This window comes from Asanoa sp. NPDC050611, from assembly GCF_040654855.1.
Lineage (GTDB): Bacteria > Actinomycetota > Actinomycetes > Mycobacteriales > Micromonosporaceae > Asanoa.
In genome coordinates this window covers 1-19,091 of record NZ_JBFAIU010000134.1, presented here as the reverse complement: position 1 = coordinate 19,091, position 19,091 = coordinate 1, and the positions used below count along the sequence as shown (strand labels likewise).

Sequence of the window (19,091 nt, the reverse complement as noted above, 5' to 3'; positions counted from 1 at the left end):
GTGTAGGTGAGCGCGGTCCCGGTGAGCAGCAGGTCGCCGACCTCGGGCCGGGTGGCCCGCGGTGCGGCCCGCGCCGCCTGCGCCACCGCACGCACGTCGCCACCCGGCGACGCCATCCGGCCGGCGAACACCGCGGCGGAGAGCGCGTCGAGGTACGTGGCGCGGGACAGCGGCGGGTTCGCGTCGGCCAGCCGCCGCGCGGCGGCCAGCAGCAGCGCGGGCGCGTCGTTGCCCCGGTTGGTGACGAACGCGAGCCGCGCCCGCACGAGGTCGGCGTGGGCCTGTTGCTGGTCGGTGAGCGGCGCGGCCTCGGCGGCGGCCAGCAGCTCCAGCGCCGCGTCGAAGCCGCCGGTCTGCACCTCCGCCGCCGCCGCGGCCAGCGCCCGGCGACCCTGGGGCGCCGGGTCGGCGGTCAGCGCCGCGGCGCGCTGCAGGAACGCCGCCGCGGCGGCCGGGCCGCCCCGGGCCTGCGCCCGCCCGGCCGAGAACTCCAGCTCCGTGGCGACCGCGTCGTCGGGCTGCGGTGCCGCCTCGGCGAGATGCCAGGCGCGGCGGTCCGGGTCGGCCCGGGCGTCCGTGGCGTCCGCGAGGGCCCGGTGCGCCGCCCGTCGCTCCACCGTGGACGCTGCCCGGTAGGCGGCCGACCGGACCAGCGGATGCCGGAACCGGGCCTGCGGACCGTCGTCGACCAGCCCGGCGTCGACCGCCGGGGCCGCGCCGGACGGGTCCACCCCCCAGCCCCGCGCCGCCCGCGTGACCAGCGCGGCGTCCCCTGACGGGTCGGCCGCCATCAGCAACAGCAGTCGCCGCGCCGGGGGCGGCAGCTCGGCCACGCGCCGCCGGAACCGCTCCTCGATCCCGCGGGTCGCCGCCGCCGGCAGCCCGAACCCGCCCGCCAGCTCGGCCGGCGCGATGTCCCGCGGCAGTTCCAGCAGCGCCAGCGGGTTGCCGCGGGCCTCGGCGACGATCTCGTCGCGGACCCGGGTGTCGATCGGCCCGGGCAGCGCGCCGTCGAGCAGCGTGCGGGCCTCCGCGTCCGGCAGCGGGCGCACGTCGAGCGCGGGCAGGCCCGCGAGATCCGGCGGCACGGCGCGGTCGGCGAAGACCAGCCCGACCGACTCCACGGCCAGGCGCCGGGCGACGAACGCGAGCACCTGAGCGGACTCCCGGTCGAGCCATTGCAGGTCGTCGACCAGGCAGAAGAGCGGACGGTCCTCGGCCACCACGGACAACAGGCTCAGCACGGCCAATCCGACCAGGAACCGGTCGGGAGGCGGTCCGGTGCGCAGGCCGAACGTGGTGCCCAGCGCGTCCCGCTGCGGCGCCGGCAGGCGGTCGACCCGGTCCAGCACCGGCGCGCAGAGCTGGTGGACGCCCGCGAACGGCAGCTCCATCTCCGACTGGACGCCGGCGGCACGGGCGACCCGGCCCGGCCCGACGCCCGCCGCCACGTGGTCGAGCAGGGCGGTCTTGCCCACACCGGCCTCACCGTGCACCACCAGCACCCGGCTCGAACCCGCCCGGACGGCCTTGACCAGGTCGTCGATCACCGCGCATTCGGTGCGACGGCCGGTCAGCTCGGCGGACCCGTGCACGAGCCCACGCTACGCCGCACCGGCCGGCCCGACCGGCCACTGGCGGATGCGGGACGCAAATGTTTAACCGCAGGCTTTACGCATTAGCCGTTCAACTGCCGAGGGGCGCCCGATGACCGGATTGCTGAAGGACCAGACCGTGCTCGTGGTCGGCCGGGGCAGCGGCATCGCCCGCGCGGTGACGATCGTCGCCCGCGACGCCGGTGCACAGGTCGTCGCCGCCGGGCGCGACGCGCACGGGCTCGCGGACGCGTACGCCGGCGAACCCGCCATCACCACGGCACCGGTCGACCTCACCGACGAGGCGTCGATCGCCGCGCTGAGCGCGCGCCTGGGCACGGTCGACCACGTGGTGTCGACCGCCTCGGCGCGCGCCCGCGGCCACCTCGCGGACCTCGACCGGGACGCCGTGCGGCGGTCGTTCGACACCAAGGTGATCGGCCCGCTCATGCTCGCCAAGCACCTGGCGCACCAGATCGGGCCGGGCGGGTCGATCACGCTGTTCTCCGGCGTCGCGGCCGCCAAGATCGCGGTGGGCACGCTGGCCGTCGCGATCACCAACGGCGCCGCCGACATCCTGGCCCGCTCGCTCGCGCTGGAACTGGCGCCCATCCGGGTCAACGCGATCTCACCGGGCGTGGTCGACACGGGCGCCTGGGACGACCTCGGCGCGCGCGGCAAGCAGGACTACATCGACACCGTCCGCCGCCGCAACCCCACCGGGAGCATCGGCACCGCGGGCGACATCGCCGACGGCGTGCTGTTCGCGATGACCAGTCCGTTCCTGACCGGCACGACGCTGCGCATCGACGGCGGCGAACCACTCACCTGAGGAGCTCACCATGGGACTTTCCTGGCAGCAGGGACCCCTCTCCGCCCATCCGGTCGGCCGGTTCCTGACACCCGATCCCTTGCCCGAACGCCTGTTGTACGCAGAGCCGCTGCGCCGCCGCCTGCGGGTCAGGTTCGGCGGTGACTGGATCGCCGACAGCGAGGACGTCGTGCTGCTGCACGAGCCGGGTCGCTACCCGGTGGCGTACTTCCCGCCGGCCGACATCGGTGCGGGCGTGCTCGAGCCGGAGGACCACGTCACCGTCCACCGCGACCTCGGCGCGACCGAGTGGTTCAGCGTCCACCGTGGAGGCGCCTCCGCACGCCGGGCCGCCTGGCGGCTGAGCGACCTGCCGTCGTACGCCGGGATGCTCCGGGACCGGGTGGCGTTCGCCTGGCATCCGATGGAGGCGTTCTACGAGGAGGACGAGCGGATCACCGGCCACGCGGCCGACATCTACCACCGCATCGACATCCGGCGCACCTCGCGGCACCTGGTGGTGCGGGACGGGAACCGCGTCGTCGCCGACACCGTCCGGCCCCGCGCGCTCTACGAGTCGGGCTTCGCGCCGCGCTGGTACGTGCCCCGCGACGACATCGACCCGGCCGCGCTCGAGCCCGTGGAACGGCAGACGTTCTGCCCGTACAAGGGGCTCTGCAGCTACTACGACATCGGTGGCCGCTCCCGCGCCGCCTGGTCCTACGAGGAGGCCTGGCCGGAGGTCCACCTCGTGTCGAACTACGTCTCGTTCGAGCCCGACAAGGTCGACGTGTGGCTGGACGGGAAACAGCTCGCGCTCGAACCCGGGCAGAGCGTCGTGCCGCACGGCATCGACCGCGGCTTCGACGTCGACGAGGTCCTCGCACACACCTGAGGAGTGATTCCATGTCCACCTTGCGTGATCGCACCGTCCTGGTCATCGGCCGCGGCAGCGGCATCGCCCGGGCCACCGCACTCGCGGCGCGCGCCGCCGGCGCCAACGTCGTGGTCGCCGGCCGTGACTCCGCCGCGCTCGACGAGGCGTACGCGGACGACACCGGCATCGTGGCCGAGAGCGTCGACCTGACCGACGAAGCGAGCGTCGAGGGGCTGGCCGACCGGCTCGGCCGGGTCGACCACGTCGTCTCGACCGCGTCGGCCCGCGCCCGCGGCACCGTCGGCGACCTCGAGCCGGAGGTCGTGCTGGAGTCGTTCAACACCAAGGCGGTCGGGCCGATCCTGCTCGCCAAGCACTTCGCCGGCCGGATGCCGCAGGACGGCTCGTTCGTCCTGTTCTCCGGCGCCACCGCCGACAAGCCGACCGTCGGGATGCTCGCCGTGGCCGCGACCAACGGTGCCGTCGACGCCATCGCGCGCTCGCTGTCGGTGGAGCTGGCGCCGATCCGCGTCAACGCGATCTCGCCCGGCACCGTCGACACCGGCGCGTACGACGCGCTCGGCACCGACAAGAAGGCGGCGTTGTACGAGCAGCGCCGCACCCACGTACCGGCCCATCGGGTCGGCACGTCCGACGACGTCGCGGAGGCGGTCGTCTTCGCGCTGACCAACACGTTCCTGACCGGAGTCTCGCTCGGCGTCGACGGCGGCGAGCGGCTGGTCTGAGGAGGAGTCATGGTTTCCTGTCATCACCGCTACGCCACCGTCCACGGTCGACAGATGTTCTACCGGGAGGCCGGGCCGCCGGACGCGCCCGCCGTCGTGCTGCTGCACGGCTTCCCGGCCAGCTCGTTCATGTTCCGCGACCTGATCCTGGCGCTGGGCGACCGCTACCACGTGGTCGCGCCGGACCACATCGGGTTCGGCTTCTCGGACGCACCGGGCGTCGACGAGTTCCGCTACACCTTCGACGCGCTCACCGATCACACGGCGCAGCTGCTGACCCAGCTCGGCATCGACCGCTACGCGATCTACGTGCACGACTACGGCGCGCCGATCGGCTGGCGGCTGGCGCTGCGCGACCCGTCCGCGATCACCGCGATCGTCACGCAGAACGGCAACGGCTACGACGCGGGTTTCGTGCCGGACTTCTGGAAGACGGTCTGGGCGTACCAGCAGGAGCAGACGCCGGAGACCGAGGCCGGGATCCGCCAGGCACTGACCCAGGACATGATCAAGTGGCAGTATCTGACGGGCGTGCCGGACCCGAGCCTGGTCAGCCCGGACACGTGGACCCACGACTACCGGCTGGTCAGCCGGCCGGGCAACGACGAGGTGCAGCTGGCCCTGTTCCGGGACTACGCCACCAACGCGCCGCTGTACCCCGCCCTGCACGACTACCTGCGCGACACCCAGGTCCCGGTGCTGGCCACCTGGGGCCGCAACGACCCCATCTTCGGGCCGGACGGCGCCCGCGCGTTCGCCGACGACGCACCGGACGCGGAGATCCACCTGCTCGACGGCGGCCACTTCCTGCTGGAGTCCGACGTCGACGAGGTGGGATCCCTGGTGCACGACTTCCTGGACCGGCGCTCATGAACATCGCGTACCGAACGACCACCGTGGACGGTGTGCCGGTCTTCTACCGGGAGGCCGGCCCCGCGGACGCGCCGAAGCTGTTGCTGCTGCACGGCTATCCGGCGTCGTCGCACCAGTACCGCAACCTGATCCCGGCCCTCGCCGACCGGTTCCACCTCGTCGCGCCCGACTATCCCGGTTTCGGCAACTCGGGCGTGCCGGACCCGTCGACGTTCGACTACACGTTCGCGCACCTGACGGAGGTCGTCGAAGGGCTGCTCGAGCAGATCGGGTTCACCGGGCCGATGGGGATCTACCAGGAGGGCTACGGCGGCGCGATCGGGTGCCGGCTGGTCGACCGGCACCCGGACTGGCTGCGCTGGCAGGTCATCCAGAACGCCAACGCGTACGAGGACGGCCTCAGCGACGCCTGGGCGCCGCTGCGGGCGGTGTGGCGCGACCGCAACCCGGAGACGGAGGCGGCGCTCGTGCCGTACACGGAGGAAGCGGGTGTGAAGCTCATCTACACCCACGGCCACCGGGACGTCGAGGCGCTGAGCCCCGACAACTGGAACATGGACTCCTGGTTCCTGACGCGGCCGAACGCGCGGCAGGCACAGCTCGACCTCTTCGCGGACTTCGGGACGAACGTGGCGCTGTTCCCCGACTGGCAACGCGGGTGGCGCGAACGCCGGCCGCCGACGCTGATCGTCTGGGGCCGCAACGACATCTTCTTCGTGCCGACCGCCGGCGAGATGTATCTGCGCGACCTGCCCGACGCGGAGCTGGTCCAGTTCGACTCGGGCCACTTCGCGGTGGAGGACAGCCTCGACGAGATCGTGGAAGCGATCGAACGGTTCCACGACAAGCTCTAGCTCCGGGTCAACGGCCCGTTGTCGTGGTCGAGGCCGGCCACCCGCTCGGCCAGCGCCCGCCGGTCCACCAGCTCGGCGAAGACCTCGCGCAGGGCGGCCACGTCCTCGTCCGGCACCAGCAGGACGCCCTGCGCGCGCGTGGACTGCAGCACGCGGGCGGCGACGGGATGCCGTTCGGCGTGGTACGTGTCCAGCAGGTCGTCGCCCGACTCGCCGCGGATCACCGCCGCCAGCTTCCCGCCCAGGTTGAAGGCGTCCTGCAGGCCCAGGTTGAGACCCTGCCCGCCGGCGGGGGAGTGGACGTGCGCGGCGTCCCCGGCGAGGAACACGCGGCCGGTGCGGTACCGGGCGGCCTGCCGCGTCGCGTCGGTGAAGCGGCTGGCCCACCGGACCTCGCCGAGGGTGAGGCCGCCGCCGGCCAGGGCCTCGGCCACCTCGCCGGCGGACACCGGGTCGTCCTTGGCGGCCGCCGTCTGCCGCGGACCGGCCGCCAGCACCCGGAAGACGCCCTCGCCGAGCGGCAGCACGGTGAGCAGGCCGTCGCCCTTCGGCTCCGGGAGCGTCCACCGGGTCGGGCCGCCGCCGACCAGCGTGACGTCGGCGACCAGGGCGCACATCCGCCCGTCGCGGCCGGGAAAGTCGACACGCAGTCCGTTGCGGACCACGCTGCGGGCACCGTCGCAGCCGACCAGGTAGCCCGCCCGCATCCCGTTCACCGTCACCCCCGACGCGTCCTGGCTGAACGAACCGACCGGCTCGCCGTACCGGATCTCGGCGCCCAGCCCGGTCGCCCAGGCCGCCAGGCGCTCCTCGACGCGGGCCTGCGGGACGCCGATCTGGTACGGGAACGGCGTGCGCAGCGTCGAGTAGTCCAGCGGGATGCCGGCGAAGTGCCCACCCGGCAGCCGCGCCGACGCCACGGCCAGGATGTCGTCGAGGAGCCCGCGGTGTGCCAGCACCTCGGCCGACCGGGGCTGCAGGTTCAGCGCCTTCGACTGGCCGGTCCGCGCCGCCAGCCGTTCGAGCACCACGACCCGGGCGCCGCCGAGGGCGAGCTCGCCGGCCAGCATCAGGCCGGTCGGGCCGGCCCCGGCGACGATGACGTCGGTGCTCATGCGCGCAGGTCCCACTTCTTCGTGTAGTACAGGTGGAACAGGAACGTCGGCGCGACGATGACGGGCCAGCTGACGTTGAGCACGCCGGTGGCGAAATCGAGCGGCAGCAGATAGGCCGCGGCCAGCGTGACGGCGACGTTGAGCAGGCCGGCACAGCCCCAGACGAACGTCAGCACCCGCATGCCGTGCCGGAACCGCCGGTCGGTGTCCCACCTGGACTCCCAGGCGCGCAGCCCGTCGGGGCCGACCTTGGCCAGCACGAAGGCGCGGTAGAGGTACATCGGCGCCGGCCGGCCGACGAACACCGACGCCAGCAGCCAGACCGCGACCAGGCCGCCGAGCAGGCCGCCCCAGGCGTCGCGGATCAGCATCGTGCGGGCGTCCCCGGTCATGGCCGAGACGCCGAGGCTCAACGCCACGACGGAGAGCACGAACAGGGCCAGGAAGTCGACGGTGCGACGGCGGACGAAGCGGACGACGATCGCGACCACCGGCACCACACCGGAGAGCAGCAGCGACCACCACTGGCTGACGCCGGCGGTGCGCAGGCCGTAGAACACGAGCAGCGGGAGGCCGAAGTCGACCAGCATCGGCACGAGCAGGGCGACGCGGTTGAGGGGCTTGGCCGGGCGGGTTTCGAGGGTCATGGTCACGAGGGGTCCTTCCGGGTGGCGCGGGTGAACAGGGCGACCAGCTCGGCCGCGTAGCCGTGCGCGTCGAGGTCGGGGCGCCCGGCCGCGGCGTCGATCGCCGCGCGCAGGGTCACCGCCATCACGACCGGGTCGAAGGAGCGGAACTCGCCCGCCTCCTGGCCCGCCCGGAACAGCGTGACCAGCCGGGCGATCGGGTCGTCGACGTCCTCGGCGCGCACCAGCGGCGCGCCGTCGTCGGTGCGGGCGTTCGCCGCGATCTCCATGACCGCACGGATGGCGGTCGGGTGCTCGGCGATGAACTCGAGGTTGGACTCGATGTAGGCGGCGAGCAGTTCCGTGGGCGTGCCGCCGGCCCGGAGCCGCTTGCCCATGTGCTCGGCGGCCTCGCTGAGCACCGCGCCGGTGACGGCCCGGACCAGCTCGGCCTTGTCGTCGAAGTGGTATGAGATCAGCCGCGTGCTGCTGATCCCCGCGCGCTTGGCGATCCGGGCGAACGACGCGTTGCCGTAGCCCAGCTCGGCGATCGTGTCGATCGCGGCCGTGACGATCTGTGCCCGCCGGGCGGCGGCCGTCACGGAGTCGTTTACTCGCATGAGTAAAGTTTTACTCGGTCAAGTAACAAACGTCAACCGGGTTGCGGATGGGGTTCGTGATCCGGTAGACCTGTGCGGACCGCACGAGACGAAAGGAGGGACGAGCAGATGAACGCCATCCTCGTGCCCGCACCTTCGCTCGCGTCGCCGTCGCGCTGACGCCGAGACCCCAGGGCGGGCACACCACCGCAGTTAGGAACCTGTGTGCCCATGACAACGCTGCGCCCGATCACCGGGCCGGACGAACTCGACCTCTTCTGCCAGCTCCGCTACCAGCTCGACAAGGAACTCGCCCGTGACCTCGCCGAAGGGCGGCGCCGGCCGGAATGGCTGTGGGTGGCGCTGCGCGGCGACCACGTCGTCGCCCGGATCGGCTGGTGGACCTTCCGGCCCGGCGAAGCGCCGTACGTGATGGACTTCTTCGACTTCGACGACTCGCCCGACGGCATCGAGGTCGCCCTGAAGCTGTTCGAGGCCGCCACCGCCGCCGTCTTCCCCGAGGGCGGCACGCTGCCGCAGTACATCCGCTTCACCCCGCCCGACTGGCATGACGAGCCGGCCGCCCGGAAGGTGGTCACCGACCGGATCACCGCGCTCGAGACCACCGGCGCGCGCCTGCTCGTCGAACGGCTCCGGCTGGAATGGCTGCCCGAGCGCGGCGTTCCGTCGACCCCGGGCCGCCTGTCGTACCGTCCGGTGGCGGACCGCGCCGAGCTGGTCGGCCTGATGACCCAGGTGCTCGAGGGCACGCTCGACGCGCACAGCCAGGCGGAGCTCAAGCGGTTGAGCCCGGCCGAACAGGCGGCCCAGCAGTACGACGAGGAGCTGCTCGGCTATCCGTCGCCCCGCGAGTGGTGGCGGGTCGGGGTGCTCGGCGACGGCACGCCGGTCGGATTCGTGATCCCGGGCCGGAACTCGTACAACCCGATCATCGCCTACATCGGTGTCGTGCCCGCCCACCGCGGCCACGGCTACATCGACGAGCTGCTCGCCGAAGGCACCCGGCTGCTCGCCGCGGAGGGCGTGCCGCGGATCCGCGCGGCGACCGACGTCGGCAACGTGCCGATGGCGAAGGCCTTCGCCCGCGCGGGCTACGCCGTCTTCGAGCGCCAGGTCGACATGACCTGGGCGTAGCGGTGCAGGCCGGCCCGGACGCGCTGCTCACCTAGCTCGGGGAGCAACGCGGACACGTGCTCGGCCCCGATCGCGGCGAGCAGCGCGTGCGCGTCGTGGTCGGGGTCGGGCGTGCCGGACAGCTGGACGGCGATGTGCCGGTGCCAGAACCGGTACGCCCCGATCCGGTAGCGCGCGCCCGGCGACGCCGTCTCGGACATCCGCCCGAGGTCCAGGTGCTCCAGCAGGTAGTCCAGGTAGGCGTCGAGGAAGGCCGCGAGCCGCTCGGCCGGCGGCGCGCCCGGCCCGAGCGGCGGCGGTCCGTGCAGGATCGCCTCCTGCAGCTCCCGCTCCCGCGCGTCGAGCAGCGCGACGCCCAGCCCCGCCTTGTCGCCGAACCGGCGGAACAGCGTCCCCTTGCCCACCCCGGCCGCGGCGGCGATCTGGTCCATGGAGACCGCGGCCACGCCGTGCTCGGCGAACAGCCGGGCGGCCGCTTCGAGCACCGCCGCCCGGTTGCGGGCCGCGTCGGCGCGCTCCTTGGGCGGCGCGGACCGGAGCAGCTCGATCGGCGTTGCGGAATCGGACTGCAGTCCGCTACTGTTCTCAGGCACAACCGGACTATAGTCCGTCTACCCTGGGAGGGCCACATGACCACACTGATCACGCGCGACGAGCTCCGCGCGGCGATCGACGCCGGCACGGTCACGGTCGTCGACGCGCTGGGCGGCGACTACTGGGCCAAGCAGCACCTGCCCGGCGCCGTGCCGCTGGCACCGACGGAAGTCGCCGAGCGGGCGGCCGAGCTGCTGCCCGATCGCGCGGCCGCGATCGTCACCTACTGCTCGAACGTCGCGTGCCCCAACAGCGGGCAGGTCGCCGACCAGCTGGGCCGGCTCGGCTACGGCAACGTCCGCAAGTACCGCGAGGGGATCGAGGACTGGGTGGGCGCGGGCCTGCCCACCGAGGTCGCCTGATCGCAGGCGCGGGCGGCCGCCATCGGCCGCCCGCGCTATCGGGACCGCGCGTGGGCGCCGACGGGCCTGGCCGGCAACCCGTCGAGGATCTCGTCGAGGCGCTCGAGCATCGGGTCGTCGGCGTCCGCGGTGTAGTCGTCCGGTCGGGTGGCGTCCTGGCCCCGCGGCACGCGCAGCAGTCGCAGCAGGACGGTCAGCGCGGTCACGACGATCAGGTTCACGGCCAGTGCGACCAGTCCGACGTAGACGGTCTGGCCGGTGTCGCCGATCGCCATGCTCGAACCGCCGAAATGCGCCTTGACGACGCTGCCGTTCGCGGCCACCTGCGGGATGTCCCAGAGCAGCACGATGCCCGCCCCCAACCCCGTGAGGATGCCCGCCACCAGCGCCCGCCGGTCGAACCAGGCCGTCGCCAGGCCGAGGAACACCGCCGGGATCGTCTGCAGGATGATCACCCCGCCGATGAGCTGGAGATCGACGGCGTACGAGCGGTCGAGCAGCACGATGAACGCGACCGCGCCGAACTTGACGACCAGCGACGCCCAGCGGCTCACCCGGGCCTCCTCGGCCGCCGCCGCGTCGGGGCGCAGGTAGGTGCGGTAGATCGAGCGCGTGAACGCGTTCGCCGCCGAGATGGACATGACCGCGGCCGGGATCAGGGCGGCGACGCCGAGGGCCGCGTACGCGATGCCGGCCGACCAGCCCGGGAACAGCTGCTGGAACATCAGCGGCATCACCGTGTTGAGGTCGCCGTCGAGCGGCCGGATGCCCTCCGACAGGGCGAAGAAGCCGAGCAGCCCCATCAGGCCGAGCACGAGACAGTAGACCGGCGCCGCGGCGATGTTGCGGCGGACCGTCGCCCGATCCTTGGCGGCGAGCATCCCGGTCACGGCATGGGGGTACGCGAAGACCGACAGCACCGAGCCGACGACCAGCGTGACGAAGCCGAGCTGGCCCGTCTCCGGCAGGAGCAGCCCGTCGCCCGGGTTCGGTGTGCTGGCGAAGTGGGCGCCCGCCCGCCGGAAGATGCCGGCCCAGCCGCTGGACATCGCGACGACGAGCAACGCCGACAGCACGACCCAGGCCAGCAGGACGTCCTTGGCGATGGAGAGCAGTGCCGGCGCCCGCAACCCGGACCGGAACGTGCTGAGCGAGACCACACCGACGGCGGCGAGCAGCGGCCACTCGCCGGTCACGCCGACCGTCCGGAAGACCGCCCGCAGGGCCAGGAGCTGCACGGCGACGTACGGCATGGTGGCGACGATGCCGGTGAAGGCGACGAGCGCGCCGAGCCCCGGCGAGCCGAACCGGGCGCGGGCGAACTCGCCCGGGGTCAGCAGGCCGTGCCGGTGCGCCACGGACTAGATCCGGGCCGTGAACACGAAGGCCAGCGGCGTCGTGACGATCGCGAACGGCACCGCGAAGAAGCCGACCGCGCCCACGCCGTAGGTCAGCGCCGGCACGGCGACGAACGTGTACGCGGTGTACATCGTGCCGCCGAGCAGGAACCAGGTGACCCAGTTGCCGAACGCCCGCCCGCCGACACCCCATTCCTCGAGCGTGTGGATGTCCTGCGTCCGCCGCCAGCGGGCCGCCGCGAAGCCGAGCAGCAGCATCGCGGCCATCAGCGCGCCGAAGACCGCGACCTCGACCGTCACCGCCAGCCGTCCCGCCGCTCGCGGGTGGCCAGGTGCACGACCGCGATGGCCAGGATCGCCAGCACCGCGCACATGAGCTGCCACCAGTAGAAGAACGGCAGGCCCCACAGCGCCGGCTCGAGCCGGTTGTAGAGCGGCGTCAGCAGCGGAGCGATCGTCGGCGGAACCAGCAGCAGGTACCAGGTCCGGGATGGGCGAGCACGCCGCGCCATCGTCGCCTCCTCGATGTCACCGGACGGGGACCGATTGATCACAAACGGTGGGCATCGAGAAAGCAAAGACGTATCGCCACTGTCCCTATAGGGCAGTCTTATACGTTGATGTGGATCATCCGGTGGGCGAGCAGGCGGGCGGCCGGTGACAGCGGGCCGTCACGGAACAGCAGCCCGTACGTGACCTCGACGGGCGGGTCGAGCCGCCGGACCACGGCACCCCGGGCGGCGGCCTCCCGCGCGTAGCGGTCGGAGACGAACGCGGCGCCGGCGCCGGCCAGCACGAGCGGGACGATCGACTCGCGGTGGGCGCTGCGTACCGCCGGCCGCATGACGACCGTGTGCGCGGCCAGCGCGGCCCGGATCGCTGCCCGGGCCGCGGTGAAGCCCTTGAGGGTGTCGACGAGCGCCATGCCGTCGAGCGCGGCGAGGGGGAGCGGGTCGGGCTGCGCCGCCCAGCCCGGCGGCAGGACGAGGCTGACGCGGCGCGTGCCGAGCGGGTGACCGCGCAGCTCCGGATGCCGCAGCGGCAGGTAGGTCAGGCCGAACTCGCAGTGCCCGTCGAGCAGCAGCCGCGCGATGTCGTCCTCGTCCCGCGGCGCGAACAGGCGCACGGACAGGTCCGGGCGCGCCTGTCGCAGGTCGGCCAGCACCTCGGGCAGCTCGACGGCCAGCACGTCGTGCACGGCGAGGTTGAGCACGCCGGCGCTGTCCTGCCCCCGTGCGGCGGCGCGGGCGGCCGTGACGTCGTCGAGCACCCGGCGGGCCGGGCCGAGCAGCGCCTTACCGTCGCCGGTGAGCGTGAGCCTGCGGTGCCGCCGGTCGAACAGCGTGACGCCCAGATCCCGTTCCAGCGCCCGGATCGACTGCGACAGCGACGGCTGGGCCACGTGCAGCGCGGCCGCGGCGCCGCTCACGCTGCCGTGCTCGGCGACGGCCACGAAGTACGCCAGGCGCCGGAAGTCCACGCTCAGCCCCGCACGTGGCCGACGAACGCGGCGGCGATCGCGGTGAGCTCGATCGGGCGGTGCACGAGGCCGTACGCGAGGCGCAGCGGTGGATCGACGGCGCGCACGACGGCGCCCCGCGCGACCAGGTCCGGCGCCGCCGCGTCCGGCAGGAACGTCGCGCCCACGCCGGCGAGCACGAGGGCGTCGGACAGGTCACGCTGTCCATTCTCGACAACCAGCTGCGGCATCACGCCCGCCGCACGGATGGCGGCCTGGACCATCCGGTGCTGGCTCGGCCCGTGCGGCACGGCGATCAGCGGGTGCTCGTCGAGAATGGACAGCGGCACCGGGCCGGCGGGCAGCTCGGTCCCGGGCGGGAAGGCGAGCAGGAACGCGTGCCGGCCGAGCACGATCGTGGACAGGTCGTGCAGCGGCGCGGGCAGGTAGGCCAGGCCGAGCTCGCTCGCGCCGTCGCGGACCCGGGTGAGCACGGTGTCGTCGCCGGTCGTGCGGTCCGGGACCCGGTCGACGTGCACGAGGACGTCCGGGCGGGCGGCGACGAACGAGCCGACCAGGGCCGCGCCGGGATGGGCGGCCAGCGGTGCGCCGGCGACCAGTTCCAGCACCGGTTGCTGGTGGCCGCCGACCGACGCGTCGAGGCGGGCGACGTCGTGCATGAGCTGGCGGGCCGGCCCGACGAACCGGCGGCCCGCCCCGGTGGGCACGACACCGTGTGCGGCGCGGCGGAAGAGAGCCACGCCCAGCTCGCGCTCGAGCGCCTTCACCGACTGTGAGAGCGTGGGTTGGGCCAGCTTCAGCGCCGCCGCGGCCCGACCGAAACCGCCATGCTCGACCACGGCCAGGAAGTTGCGTACCTGACGCGGGTCCATCGCGACAGTGTCGCCCGCACGACGCCTTTTCCGAAAGGCCGACTCGGCCCCCATCGGCTTCCTACGATGGGCGGATGGACTACCCGCGGATGGCCGCGGAGACGGACCGCGTCGAGCCCGCGCCGCGGCGGATCCGGGGTCTGCTCGGCGGCGCCGTCGTCTTCGACACGACGTCGGCGCGGTACGTCTGGGAGTGGCCGAACTACCCGCAGTACTACATCCCGTTCGGCGACGTCGACCGGCGTTTCCTGGTCGACGAGGAGCACCCGCGACGGTTGCGGCGGGGCACGGCGCGGCGGTACGGGCTGCGGGCCGGCGACACGGAGCGACCGGGCTCCGTGCGGGTGTTCGAGGCGGACGCGCTCGCCGGCGTGGCCGGGCACGCCCGGTTCGACTGGGCCGCGCTGGACGCGTGGTTCGAGGAGGACGAGCGGATCTTCGTGCACCCGCGCAACCCGTACGTCCGGGTCGACGCGCTGCGGTCGACGCGGCACGTGCGGGTCGCGCTCGACGGGGTCGTGCTCGCGGAGACGCGTACACCCGTGCTGCTGTTCGAGACGGGTTTGCCGACGCGCTACTACATCGACCGCCGCGACGTGTCGTTTTCGCACCTGACGCCCTCGCCGACGCAGACCGCCTGTCCCTACAAGGGCATCACCAGCGACTACTGGTCGGTCGACGGCGCGGACGTCGCGTGGTCCTACACCTATCCGACCGCGGCGGTCGCGGCCGTCGCGGACCTCGTGGCGTTCTACAACGAGCTGGTCGACATCGCGGTCGACGGGACGCCGGTCGAGCGGCCGCGTACCCACTTCGTGCGCTGAGTCAGGCTTGCGCCCGGATGGTGGCGACCGCTTCCGCGATGGCGCCCGGGTGCTGCATCGGGAGGAAGCCGTGTGCGGCGCCCGGCACGACGCGGTGCGCACCGCGCGGCACGGCCGCGGCCATCGCCTGGTGCATCGCGTCGATGCCCGCGTGGGCCCGGGCCACCAGGTCCGCGTCGGCGAACCGCGTCCAGACCGGGTTCTGCGCACCGGCGGTGAGCACGACCAGGGGCACGTCGGGCAGCGGGCCGCCCGCGCGTAGCTCGGCGTGGACCTCGGTGTCGAAGTTGCGGGTCTCGGCGATCGCGACGCGCCACTGGTCGAGGTGGTAGTCGGTCAGCGCGTCCCGCTCGGCGGCCGGCCAGGCGGCGTAGAGCTGGGCGTACTGGCCCCGGGCCGCCGCCTTCTGCTCGTCGGTCAGGTCGGGGATCGCGTCCGTGTAGCTCTTGATCTCCGCGTCGAGCGCCCTCGCCTCGGGCGGCAGGAAGTCGAAGATGTCCTCGTGGCCCGGGTCGAGCAGGAGCAGGCCGGCGACCTCGGTGGGGAAGAGCTGGGCGTAGCGGCGGGCGTAGAAGGCGCCCAGCGAGTGGCCGGCGAGGATGACCGGCCCGGCCACGTCGGCCGCGCTGAGCAGTGCGCGCAGTTCCTCGGCCACCTCGGCGGCGGAGCGTGGCAGCGGGGCCGCATCGCTCCAGCCCGTGCCGGCCCGGTCGTAGGTCACCGCGTCGCCGCTGTGCCGTTGCGCCGCCAGGAAGTCGAGGCCGACCAGGCCGGCGCCGGGCAGGAACACCACGGTGGGTGTGCCCGCGCCGGACTCGCGGTGCAGCCAGAGTTTGCGGTCGCCCACGGCGTACCGCTGCCCGAGGTTCGTCATGATCTCAATAGTCGCACACTTGCGAACAGTGTCAAATGTGAGAACATCGACCGGTGGACACGGTCGAGCTTCTGGTGCATCCGGTGCGGCTGCGGATCGTGCACGCCCTCTCGGGGGACCGCACGGTGACCACCGCGCAGCTCGTGGAGCGCATGCCGGACGTGTCGAAGGCCACGGTCTACCGGCACGTCGCGGTGCTCGCGTCCGCCGGGATCATCGAGGTGGCGGGTTCGCAGCAGGTGCGGGGCTTCGTCGAGCGGAGCTACCGGCTGCGCCGGGACCGGGCGACGATCCCGGCCGACCGTGTCGCCGCCGCCACGCCCGACGAGCTGCGCCAGGCGTTCGCGGCCGCGATGGCGACGCTGATCGCCGAGTTCGACGGCTACCTGGCCGGCGACGGTGCCGACCCGGCGGCGGACCTGGTCGGGTTCCGGCAGCACGCGATCTGGCTGTCGGACGAGGAGCGCGCCGACCTGGTCGCGGCGATGCGGGCGGCGCTGGTGTCCCGGGTCGGCAACCCGCCGGCGCCGGGCCGGCGGGCGCACCTGCTGAGCCCGATCCTGTTCCCGATCGGCTGAGCATTTGTGTGCTACTGGGCGGTAGGGCAGGATCCTGGCATGGACCTGGGGCTGGCGGACCGCGTGTACGTGCTGACCGGCGCCACCCGCGGGCTCGGCTTCGCGACGGCGCGCTGCCTGGTCGACGAGGGCGCCCGGGTGGTCGTCTCGTCCCGGCACCGCGCACACGTCGACGCCGCGGTCGCTGAGCTCGGTGGTCTCGGCAAGGTCCAGGGCCTGGTGGCCGACCTCGCGGACCCCGAAACGGCGGCCCGCCTGGTCGCGCTGGCCCTCGAGTCGTTCGGCCGGCTCGACGGCGCGCTGGTCTCCGTGGGCGGCCCACCGCCCGGCACGGCCCTCGGCGTGTCCGACGACGACTGGCGCACGTCGTTCGAGACGGTGTTCCTCGGCGCGGTCCGCACGGCCCGGGTCCTCGCGGCGGCGCTGCACTCCGGCGGCGCGATCGGGCTCGTGCTGTCGTCGTCGGCCCGCACACCGATCGAGAACCTCGGCATCTCCAACGGCTTCCGCCCGGGCCTGGTGGGCGTCGCGAAGGACATGGCGGACGAGCTGGGCCCGCGGGGCGTGCGGGTGGTGAGCCTGCTGCCGGGCCGCTTCCTGACGGACCGCACCCGGGCGGCGTACGGCGACCCGGCCGACCCGACCCGCCCCCGCGCCGGCGCCGGCGACGACATCCCGCTGCGCCGCATCGGCGACGCGGCCGAGTTCGGCCGCACGGCCGCGTTCCTGCTGTCCCCGGCAGCGTCCTATGTGACCGGTTCGTCGATCGCCGTCGACGGCGGGCTGATCCGGGCGTTGTGACCCGCCCGACCAAGGCGGACCTGCTGGCCGCCACGGAGAAGACCCTGCCGGACGTGATCGCCCCGGGCCTGCGCGTCATCTTCTGCGGGATCAACCCGGGCCTGTACTCGGCGGCGACGGGTCACCACTTCGCGCGCCCGGGCAACCGCTTCTGGCCGGCGCTGCACCGGTCGGGCTTCACGCCGCGGCAGTTGGCGCCGGCGGAACAGCTGTCGCTGCTCGACGTGGGCCTGGGCATCACGAACCTGGTCGACCGCGCGAGCGCCCGGGCGGAGCACCTGTCGGCCGCGGAGCTGGTCGCCGGGGGAGCGGCGTTGACCGCCAAGGCGGAGCGCTGGGAGCCGCGCTGGATCGCGATCCTGGGTGTCACGGCCTACCGGGCGGCGTTCCGCCGCCCGAAGGCGGCGGTCGGCCCACAGCCGGACGTCGCGGGCCCGTCGCGCCTGTGGCTCCTGCCGAACCCGAGCGGCCTGAACGCCCACTTCCAACTGGACCGCCTGTCGGAAGAGTTCGCCCACCTCCGCGAGGCGGCGGAGTAACGGCAACCCGACGCGTGGCGCTCAGTCCGCGCGGTGGCGGGCGAGGCGTTCGCGGACCAGTTGGCCGAAGAGGCCGTTCGGTTGGCCGCAGGTCGTGCAGATGAGGTCTTCGTCCAGGCGGCCTGAACCGCACTGGTCGCACACGCCGTGGTCGCGCGGGTCGTGGTAGGCGCGCAGCGCTTCCACCAGCGCCCGGGCCGCCTCCGGGCTCAGCGTCACCGGGACCGTCACCGGCAGGCCCGAACCCGGTGCCAACGCGTCGATGCGCGTGGCGAAATCGGCGATCGCCGTGCGCACGTCGTCGGAGGTCGTCATCGCACCAGGATATGTACCGGCAAGCACGTGTGGGTGGCCGACCGCGACGGCTACACCGTCCGGGTCGTCAGCGGATCAGGATCTGGATCGCGACCAGGACCGCCAGCAGGTCCGGGCCGCGGATCACCTGGCGGATCATGTCGACCGGGATCGCGCCCATCGGGGTTTCGGCGACCGAGCCGCCGTAGACCATCGGGCCGCGGGTCGCCGCGCGGTAGACGGCGGCGGCTACGCCCGCGACGAGCAGCGCGGGGAGCCAGCGTGGGCCGGCGCCGACCGGCGGGATCGTCGCCAGCCAGAACAGCGTGGCCACCAGCGTCGGCACGATCAGGTGCGTCAGCTTCAGGGCACCGTCGCCGCCGCCCACGGCCCGGCGTAGGCCCGCCGAGCGGGAGATGCCGCGCAGGCCGCCGGCGAAGCGGTCCGCCGCCAGGAACGCCGCCACCACCTGCACGCCGCCGGCCACCGACGGCAGCGCGGCCTGCACCGCGTACACCGCGAGGATCAGTGCCACCCACCAGCCGACCGCGGCGCGGTTGCGGGCGATCCGGCGGACGTCCGCCTGCAGCAGCACCCACCATCGTGGGCCGGCGCGGAAGCGGCCGCTGCGCACCCGGCCCACCGCGCGCCAGCGCTGGTTCTCGACCACCGCCGCGAGCATCGACGGGTCGAGGAGCAGCACCGCCGACGACGCCGCCGACGCGAAGCGGGCGCCGGTCGACAGCGACGCCCGGTCGATCCGCGGCAGTGCCCGCACCGCCAGCACCAGCAGCACCGCCGCGGGCGCCAGGCCGGCGAGCGCCACCGCGGGCAGCACCGCCCCCGACGGCCGGCCGGGTGCCCAGCCCCACAGGCCGTGCGTCAGCACCACCGCGAGCACCACGACGCCACCGACACCCGCCAGCGCCGTGGCGGGCCAGCGGATCCGACGGGTCGGCCACGACTGCGCGGCGACCGCGCCCGCCGCGAAGGCCGTGCCCCAGCCGAGGCCGGCCACCGCCGCCCAGACGTAGCCGCCCGAGCGGCCGATCGCGGCGGCCGCCGCGCCGAGCACCGCCGCGCCCAGCGCCGCCGCCAGCAGCAGGCCCGCGAACCGGGGCGCGAGCAGCGACCGCCGGGACAGCGGCGTGCTCGCCAGCCAGCTCTGCACCGCCGGGCCGACGACGCCGTCGCGCTGGTGCGGCGGGCCGCGCGCGGCGAGACAGGCTCGCTCCGGCTCGCGTTCCTGTCCACGATCGCCAAC

The 19,091-nt window shown here is 73.7% G+C and carries 24 protein-coding genes; 11 read left to right on the top strand and 13 right to left on the bottom strand.

All coding sequences use genetic code 11. The annotated features are described in order from the left end of the window. The coding region (locus AB0H87_RS21230) for an AAA family ATPase (protein WP_360148020.1) at positions 1-1,595 on the bottom strand (1,595 nt) is incomplete at its 3' end. A 112-nt stretch (positions 1,596-1,707) separates the two neighbouring features. On the opposite strand from AB0H87_RS21230, the gene AB0H87_RS21225 reads away from it, so the two are divergent. From AB0H87_RS21225 to AB0H87_RS21205, 5 genes are read left to right on the top strand one after another with little or no spacing between them, the layout of a single operon-like run. Continuing rightward, positions 1,708-2,427, top strand: a complete 720-nt coding sequence (locus AB0H87_RS21225) for an SDR family oxidoreductase (protein WP_360148017.1) — start codon at positions 1,708-1,710, stop codon at positions 2,425-2,427. A gap of 10 nt (positions 2,428-2,437) precedes the next feature. Beyond that, positions 2,438-3,301: a DUF427 domain-containing protein gene (locus AB0H87_RS21220; RefSeq protein ID WP_360148014.1), complete on the top strand. Its 864-nt coding sequence runs from the start codon at positions 2,438-2,440 to the stop codon at positions 3,299-3,301. An 11-nt stretch (positions 3,302-3,312) separates the two neighbouring features. Continuing rightward, on the top strand, positions 3,313-4,029 hold the full coding sequence (locus tag AB0H87_RS21215; protein ID WP_360148011.1) for an SDR family oxidoreductase: 717 nt from the start codon (positions 3,313-3,315) through the stop codon (positions 4,027-4,029). A gap of 54 nt (positions 4,030-4,083) precedes the next feature. Next, positions 4,084-4,902: an alpha/beta hydrolase gene (locus tag AB0H87_RS21210; protein ID WP_360148008.1), complete on the top strand. Its 819-nt coding sequence runs from the start codon at positions 4,084-4,086 to the stop codon at positions 4,900-4,902. Continuing rightward, entirely contained in the window at positions 4,899-5,756 is an 858-nt protein-coding gene (locus AB0H87_RS21205; RefSeq protein ID WP_360148005.1) for an alpha/beta hydrolase, read from the top strand. The genes AB0H87_RS21210 and AB0H87_RS21205 overlap by 4 nt, the downstream gene beginning before the upstream one ends. Here the strand turns inward: AB0H87_RS21205 and AB0H87_RS21200 are convergent. Genes AB0H87_RS21200 through AB0H87_RS21190 form a run of 3 tightly spaced genes read right to left on the bottom strand, consistent with a single transcriptional unit; the run spans position 5,753 to position 8,117 of the window. Beyond that, positions 5,753-6,871 (bottom strand): FAD-dependent monooxygenase, encoded by a 1,119-nt coding sequence (locus tag AB0H87_RS21200; protein ID WP_360148003.1) that lies wholly within the window; start codon positions 6,869-6,871, stop codon positions 5,753-5,755. The genes AB0H87_RS21205 and AB0H87_RS21200 overlap by 4 nt on opposite strands. Next, positions 6,868-7,518 (bottom strand): VC0807 family protein, encoded by a 651-nt coding sequence (locus AB0H87_RS21195; protein WP_360148023.1) that lies wholly within the window; start codon positions 7,516-7,518, stop codon positions 6,868-6,870. The genes AB0H87_RS21200 and AB0H87_RS21195 overlap by 4 nt, the downstream gene beginning before the upstream one ends. 2 nt (positions 7,519-7,520) lie before the next feature. Further along, entirely contained in the window at positions 7,521-8,117 is a 597-nt protein-coding gene (locus AB0H87_RS21190; RefSeq protein ID WP_360148000.1) for a TetR/AcrR family transcriptional regulator, read from the bottom strand. 210 nt (positions 8,118-8,327) lie between these two features. Between AB0H87_RS21190 and AB0H87_RS21185 the strand changes: the two genes are divergently transcribed. Then, on the top strand, positions 8,328-9,251 hold the full coding sequence (locus AB0H87_RS21185) for a GNAT family N-acetyltransferase (protein WP_360147997.1): 924 nt from the start codon (positions 8,328-8,330) through the stop codon (positions 9,249-9,251). Here AB0H87_RS21185 and AB0H87_RS21180 read toward each other — a convergent pair. Next, positions 9,209-9,844, bottom strand: a complete 636-nt coding sequence (locus AB0H87_RS21180; protein WP_360147994.1) for a helix-turn-helix domain-containing protein — start codon at positions 9,842-9,844, stop codon at positions 9,209-9,211. The two genes, AB0H87_RS21185 and AB0H87_RS21180, sit on opposite strands and share 43 nt — an antisense overlap. Positions 9,845-9,880: 36 nt before the next feature. Between AB0H87_RS21180 and AB0H87_RS21175 the strand changes: the two genes are divergently transcribed. After that, the gene (locus tag AB0H87_RS21175; protein WP_360147991.1) at positions 9,881-10,207 is read left to right on the top strand and encodes a rhodanese-like domain-containing protein; all 327 of its coding nucleotides are present in this window, start codon (positions 9,881-9,883) and stop codon (positions 10,205-10,207) included. A gap of 35 nt (positions 10,208-10,242) precedes the next feature. Here AB0H87_RS21175 and AB0H87_RS21170 read toward each other — a convergent pair whose 3' ends face one another. The 5 genes from AB0H87_RS21170 to AB0H87_RS21150 form a co-directional block, all read right to left on the bottom strand. Continuing rightward, positions 10,243-11,565, bottom strand: coding sequence for a sodium:solute symporter (locus AB0H87_RS21170; protein WP_360147988.1), 1,323 nt, complete (start codon positions 11,563-11,565; stop codon positions 10,243-10,245). Between the two features lie 3 nt (positions 11,566-11,568). Further along, complete coding sequence (locus tag AB0H87_RS21165; protein ID WP_360147985.1) at positions 11,569-11,865, bottom strand: hypothetical protein; 297 nt, start codon at positions 11,863-11,865, stop codon at positions 11,569-11,571. Continuing rightward, entirely contained in the window at positions 11,862-12,077 is a 216-nt protein-coding gene (locus AB0H87_RS21160; protein WP_360147982.1) for a DUF3311 domain-containing protein, read from the bottom strand. Before AB0H87_RS21160 ends, AB0H87_RS21165 begins: the two co-directional genes overlap by 4 nt. 98 nt (positions 12,078-12,175) lie before the next feature. Continuing rightward, positions 12,176-13,045 carry a LysR family transcriptional regulator gene (locus tag AB0H87_RS21155; RefSeq protein WP_360147979.1) on the bottom strand — a complete coding sequence of 290 codons (870 nt, stop codon included), beginning with the start codon at positions 13,043-13,045 and terminating at the stop codon, positions 12,176-12,178. Between the two features lie 2 nt (positions 13,046-13,047). Further along, a complete protein-coding gene (locus AB0H87_RS21150) occupies positions 13,048-13,917 on the bottom strand; it encodes a LysR family transcriptional regulator (protein WP_360147976.1) in 870 nt (289 codons plus the stop codon). Between the two features lie 74 nt (positions 13,918-13,991). Between AB0H87_RS21150 and AB0H87_RS21145 the strand changes: the two genes are divergently transcribed. Continuing rightward, positions 13,992-14,741: a DUF427 domain-containing protein gene (locus tag AB0H87_RS21145; protein WP_360147973.1), complete on the top strand. Its 750-nt coding sequence runs from the start codon at positions 13,992-13,994 to the stop codon at positions 14,739-14,741. Position 14,742: 1 nt separating this feature from the next. Here the strand turns inward: AB0H87_RS21145 and AB0H87_RS21140 are convergent, their stop codons facing one another. Further along, positions 14,743-15,615 carry an alpha/beta hydrolase gene (locus AB0H87_RS21140; protein WP_360147970.1) on the bottom strand — a complete coding sequence of 291 codons (873 nt, stop codon included), beginning with the start codon at positions 15,613-15,615 and terminating at the stop codon, positions 14,743-14,745. Positions 15,616-15,668: 53 nt separating this feature from the next. Here AB0H87_RS21140 and AB0H87_RS21135 point away from each other — a divergent pair, with 53 nt between their 5' ends. Genes AB0H87_RS21135 through mug form a run of 3 tightly spaced genes read left to right on the top strand, consistent with a single transcriptional unit; the run spans position 15,669 to position 17,533 of the window. Continuing rightward, positions 15,669-16,193: a helix-turn-helix domain-containing protein gene (locus tag AB0H87_RS21135; protein ID WP_360147967.1), complete on the top strand. Its 525-nt coding sequence runs from the start codon at positions 15,669-15,671 to the stop codon at positions 16,191-16,193. 39 nt (positions 16,194-16,232) lie between these two features. Beyond that, a complete protein-coding gene (locus tag AB0H87_RS21130; protein ID WP_360147964.1) occupies positions 16,233-16,994 on the top strand; it encodes an SDR family oxidoreductase in 762 nt (253 codons plus the stop codon). Beyond that, positions 16,991-17,533, top strand: coding sequence for a G/U mismatch-specific DNA glycosylase (gene mug, locus AB0H87_RS21125; protein WP_360147961.1), 543 nt, complete (start codon positions 16,991-16,993; stop codon positions 17,531-17,533). Before AB0H87_RS21130 ends, mug begins: the two co-directional genes overlap by 4 nt. Before the next feature lie 21 nt (positions 17,534-17,554). On the opposite strand, the gene AB0H87_RS21120 is transcribed toward mug, so the two are convergent. Together AB0H87_RS21120 and AB0H87_RS21115 are read right to left on the bottom strand one after the other, a co-directional pair. Next, the gene (locus AB0H87_RS21120) at positions 17,555-17,848 is read right to left on the bottom strand and encodes a hypothetical protein (protein WP_360147958.1); all 294 of its coding nucleotides are present in this window, start codon (positions 17,846-17,848) and stop codon (positions 17,555-17,557) included. A gap of 67 nt (positions 17,849-17,915) precedes the next feature. Beyond that, positions 17,916-19,091, bottom strand: a 1,176-nt coding sequence (locus AB0H87_RS21115; protein WP_360147955.1) for a DUF6297 family protein, incomplete at its 5' end; no start/stop codon positions are given.

Bases quoted from the DNA above. Each gene is read 5' to 3' on its own strand.
- AB0H87_RS21225 (WP_360148017.1), top strand. From the start codon at position 1,708: ATGACCGGATTGCTGAAGGACCAGACCGTGCTCGTGGTCGGCCGGGGC.
- AB0H87_RS21220 (WP_360148014.1), top strand. From the start codon at position 2,438: ATGGGACTTTCCTGGCAGCAGGGACCCCTCTCCGCCCATCCGGTCGGC.
- AB0H87_RS21215 (WP_360148011.1), top strand. From the start codon at position 3,313: ATGTCCACCTTGCGTGATCGCACCGTCCTGGTCATCGGCCGCGGCAGC.
- AB0H87_RS21210 (WP_360148008.1), top strand. From the start codon at position 4,084: ATGTTCTACCGGGAGGCCGGGCCGCCGGACGCGCCCGCCGTCGTGCTG.
- AB0H87_RS21205 (WP_360148005.1), top strand. From the start codon at position 4,899: ATGAACATCGCGTACCGAACGACCACCGTGGACGGTGTGCCGGTCTTC.
- AB0H87_RS21200 (WP_360148003.1), bottom strand. From the start codon at position 6,871: ATGAGCACCGACGTCATCGTCGCCGGGGCCGGCCCGACCGGCCTGATG.
- AB0H87_RS21195 (WP_360148023.1), bottom strand. From the start codon at position 7,518: ATGACCCTCGAAACCCGCCCGGCCAAGCCCCTCAACCGCGTCGCCCTG.
- AB0H87_RS21190 (WP_360148000.1), bottom strand. From the start codon at position 8,117: ATGCGAGTAAACGACTCCGTGACGGCCGCCGCCCGGCGGGCACAGATC.
- AB0H87_RS21185 (WP_360147997.1), top strand. From the start codon at position 8,328: ATGACAACGCTGCGCCCGATCACCGGGCCGGACGAACTCGACCTCTTC.
- AB0H87_RS21175 (WP_360147991.1), top strand. From the start codon at position 9,881: ATGACCACACTGATCACGCGCGACGAGCTCCGCGCGGCGATCGACGCC.
- AB0H87_RS21160 (WP_360147982.1), bottom strand. From the start codon at position 12,077: ATGGCGCGGCGTGCTCGCCCATCCCGGACCTGGTACCTGCTGCTGGTT.
- AB0H87_RS21150 (WP_360147976.1), bottom strand. From the start codon at position 13,917: ATGGACCCGCGTCAGGTACGCAACTTCCTGGCCGTGGTCGAGCATGGC.
- AB0H87_RS21145 (WP_360147973.1), top strand. From the start codon at position 13,992: ATGGACTACCCGCGGATGGCCGCGGAGACGGACCGCGTCGAGCCCGCG.
- AB0H87_RS21140 (WP_360147970.1), bottom strand. From the start codon at position 15,615: ATGACGAACCTCGGGCAGCGGTACGCCGTGGGCGACCGCAAACTCTGG.
- AB0H87_RS21130 (WP_360147964.1), top strand. From the start codon at position 16,233: ATGGACCTGGGGCTGGCGGACCGCGTGTACGTGCTGACCGGCGCCACC.
- AB0H87_RS21120 (WP_360147958.1), bottom strand. From the start codon at position 17,848: ATGACGACCTCCGACGACGTGCGCACGGCGATCGCCGATTTCGCCACG.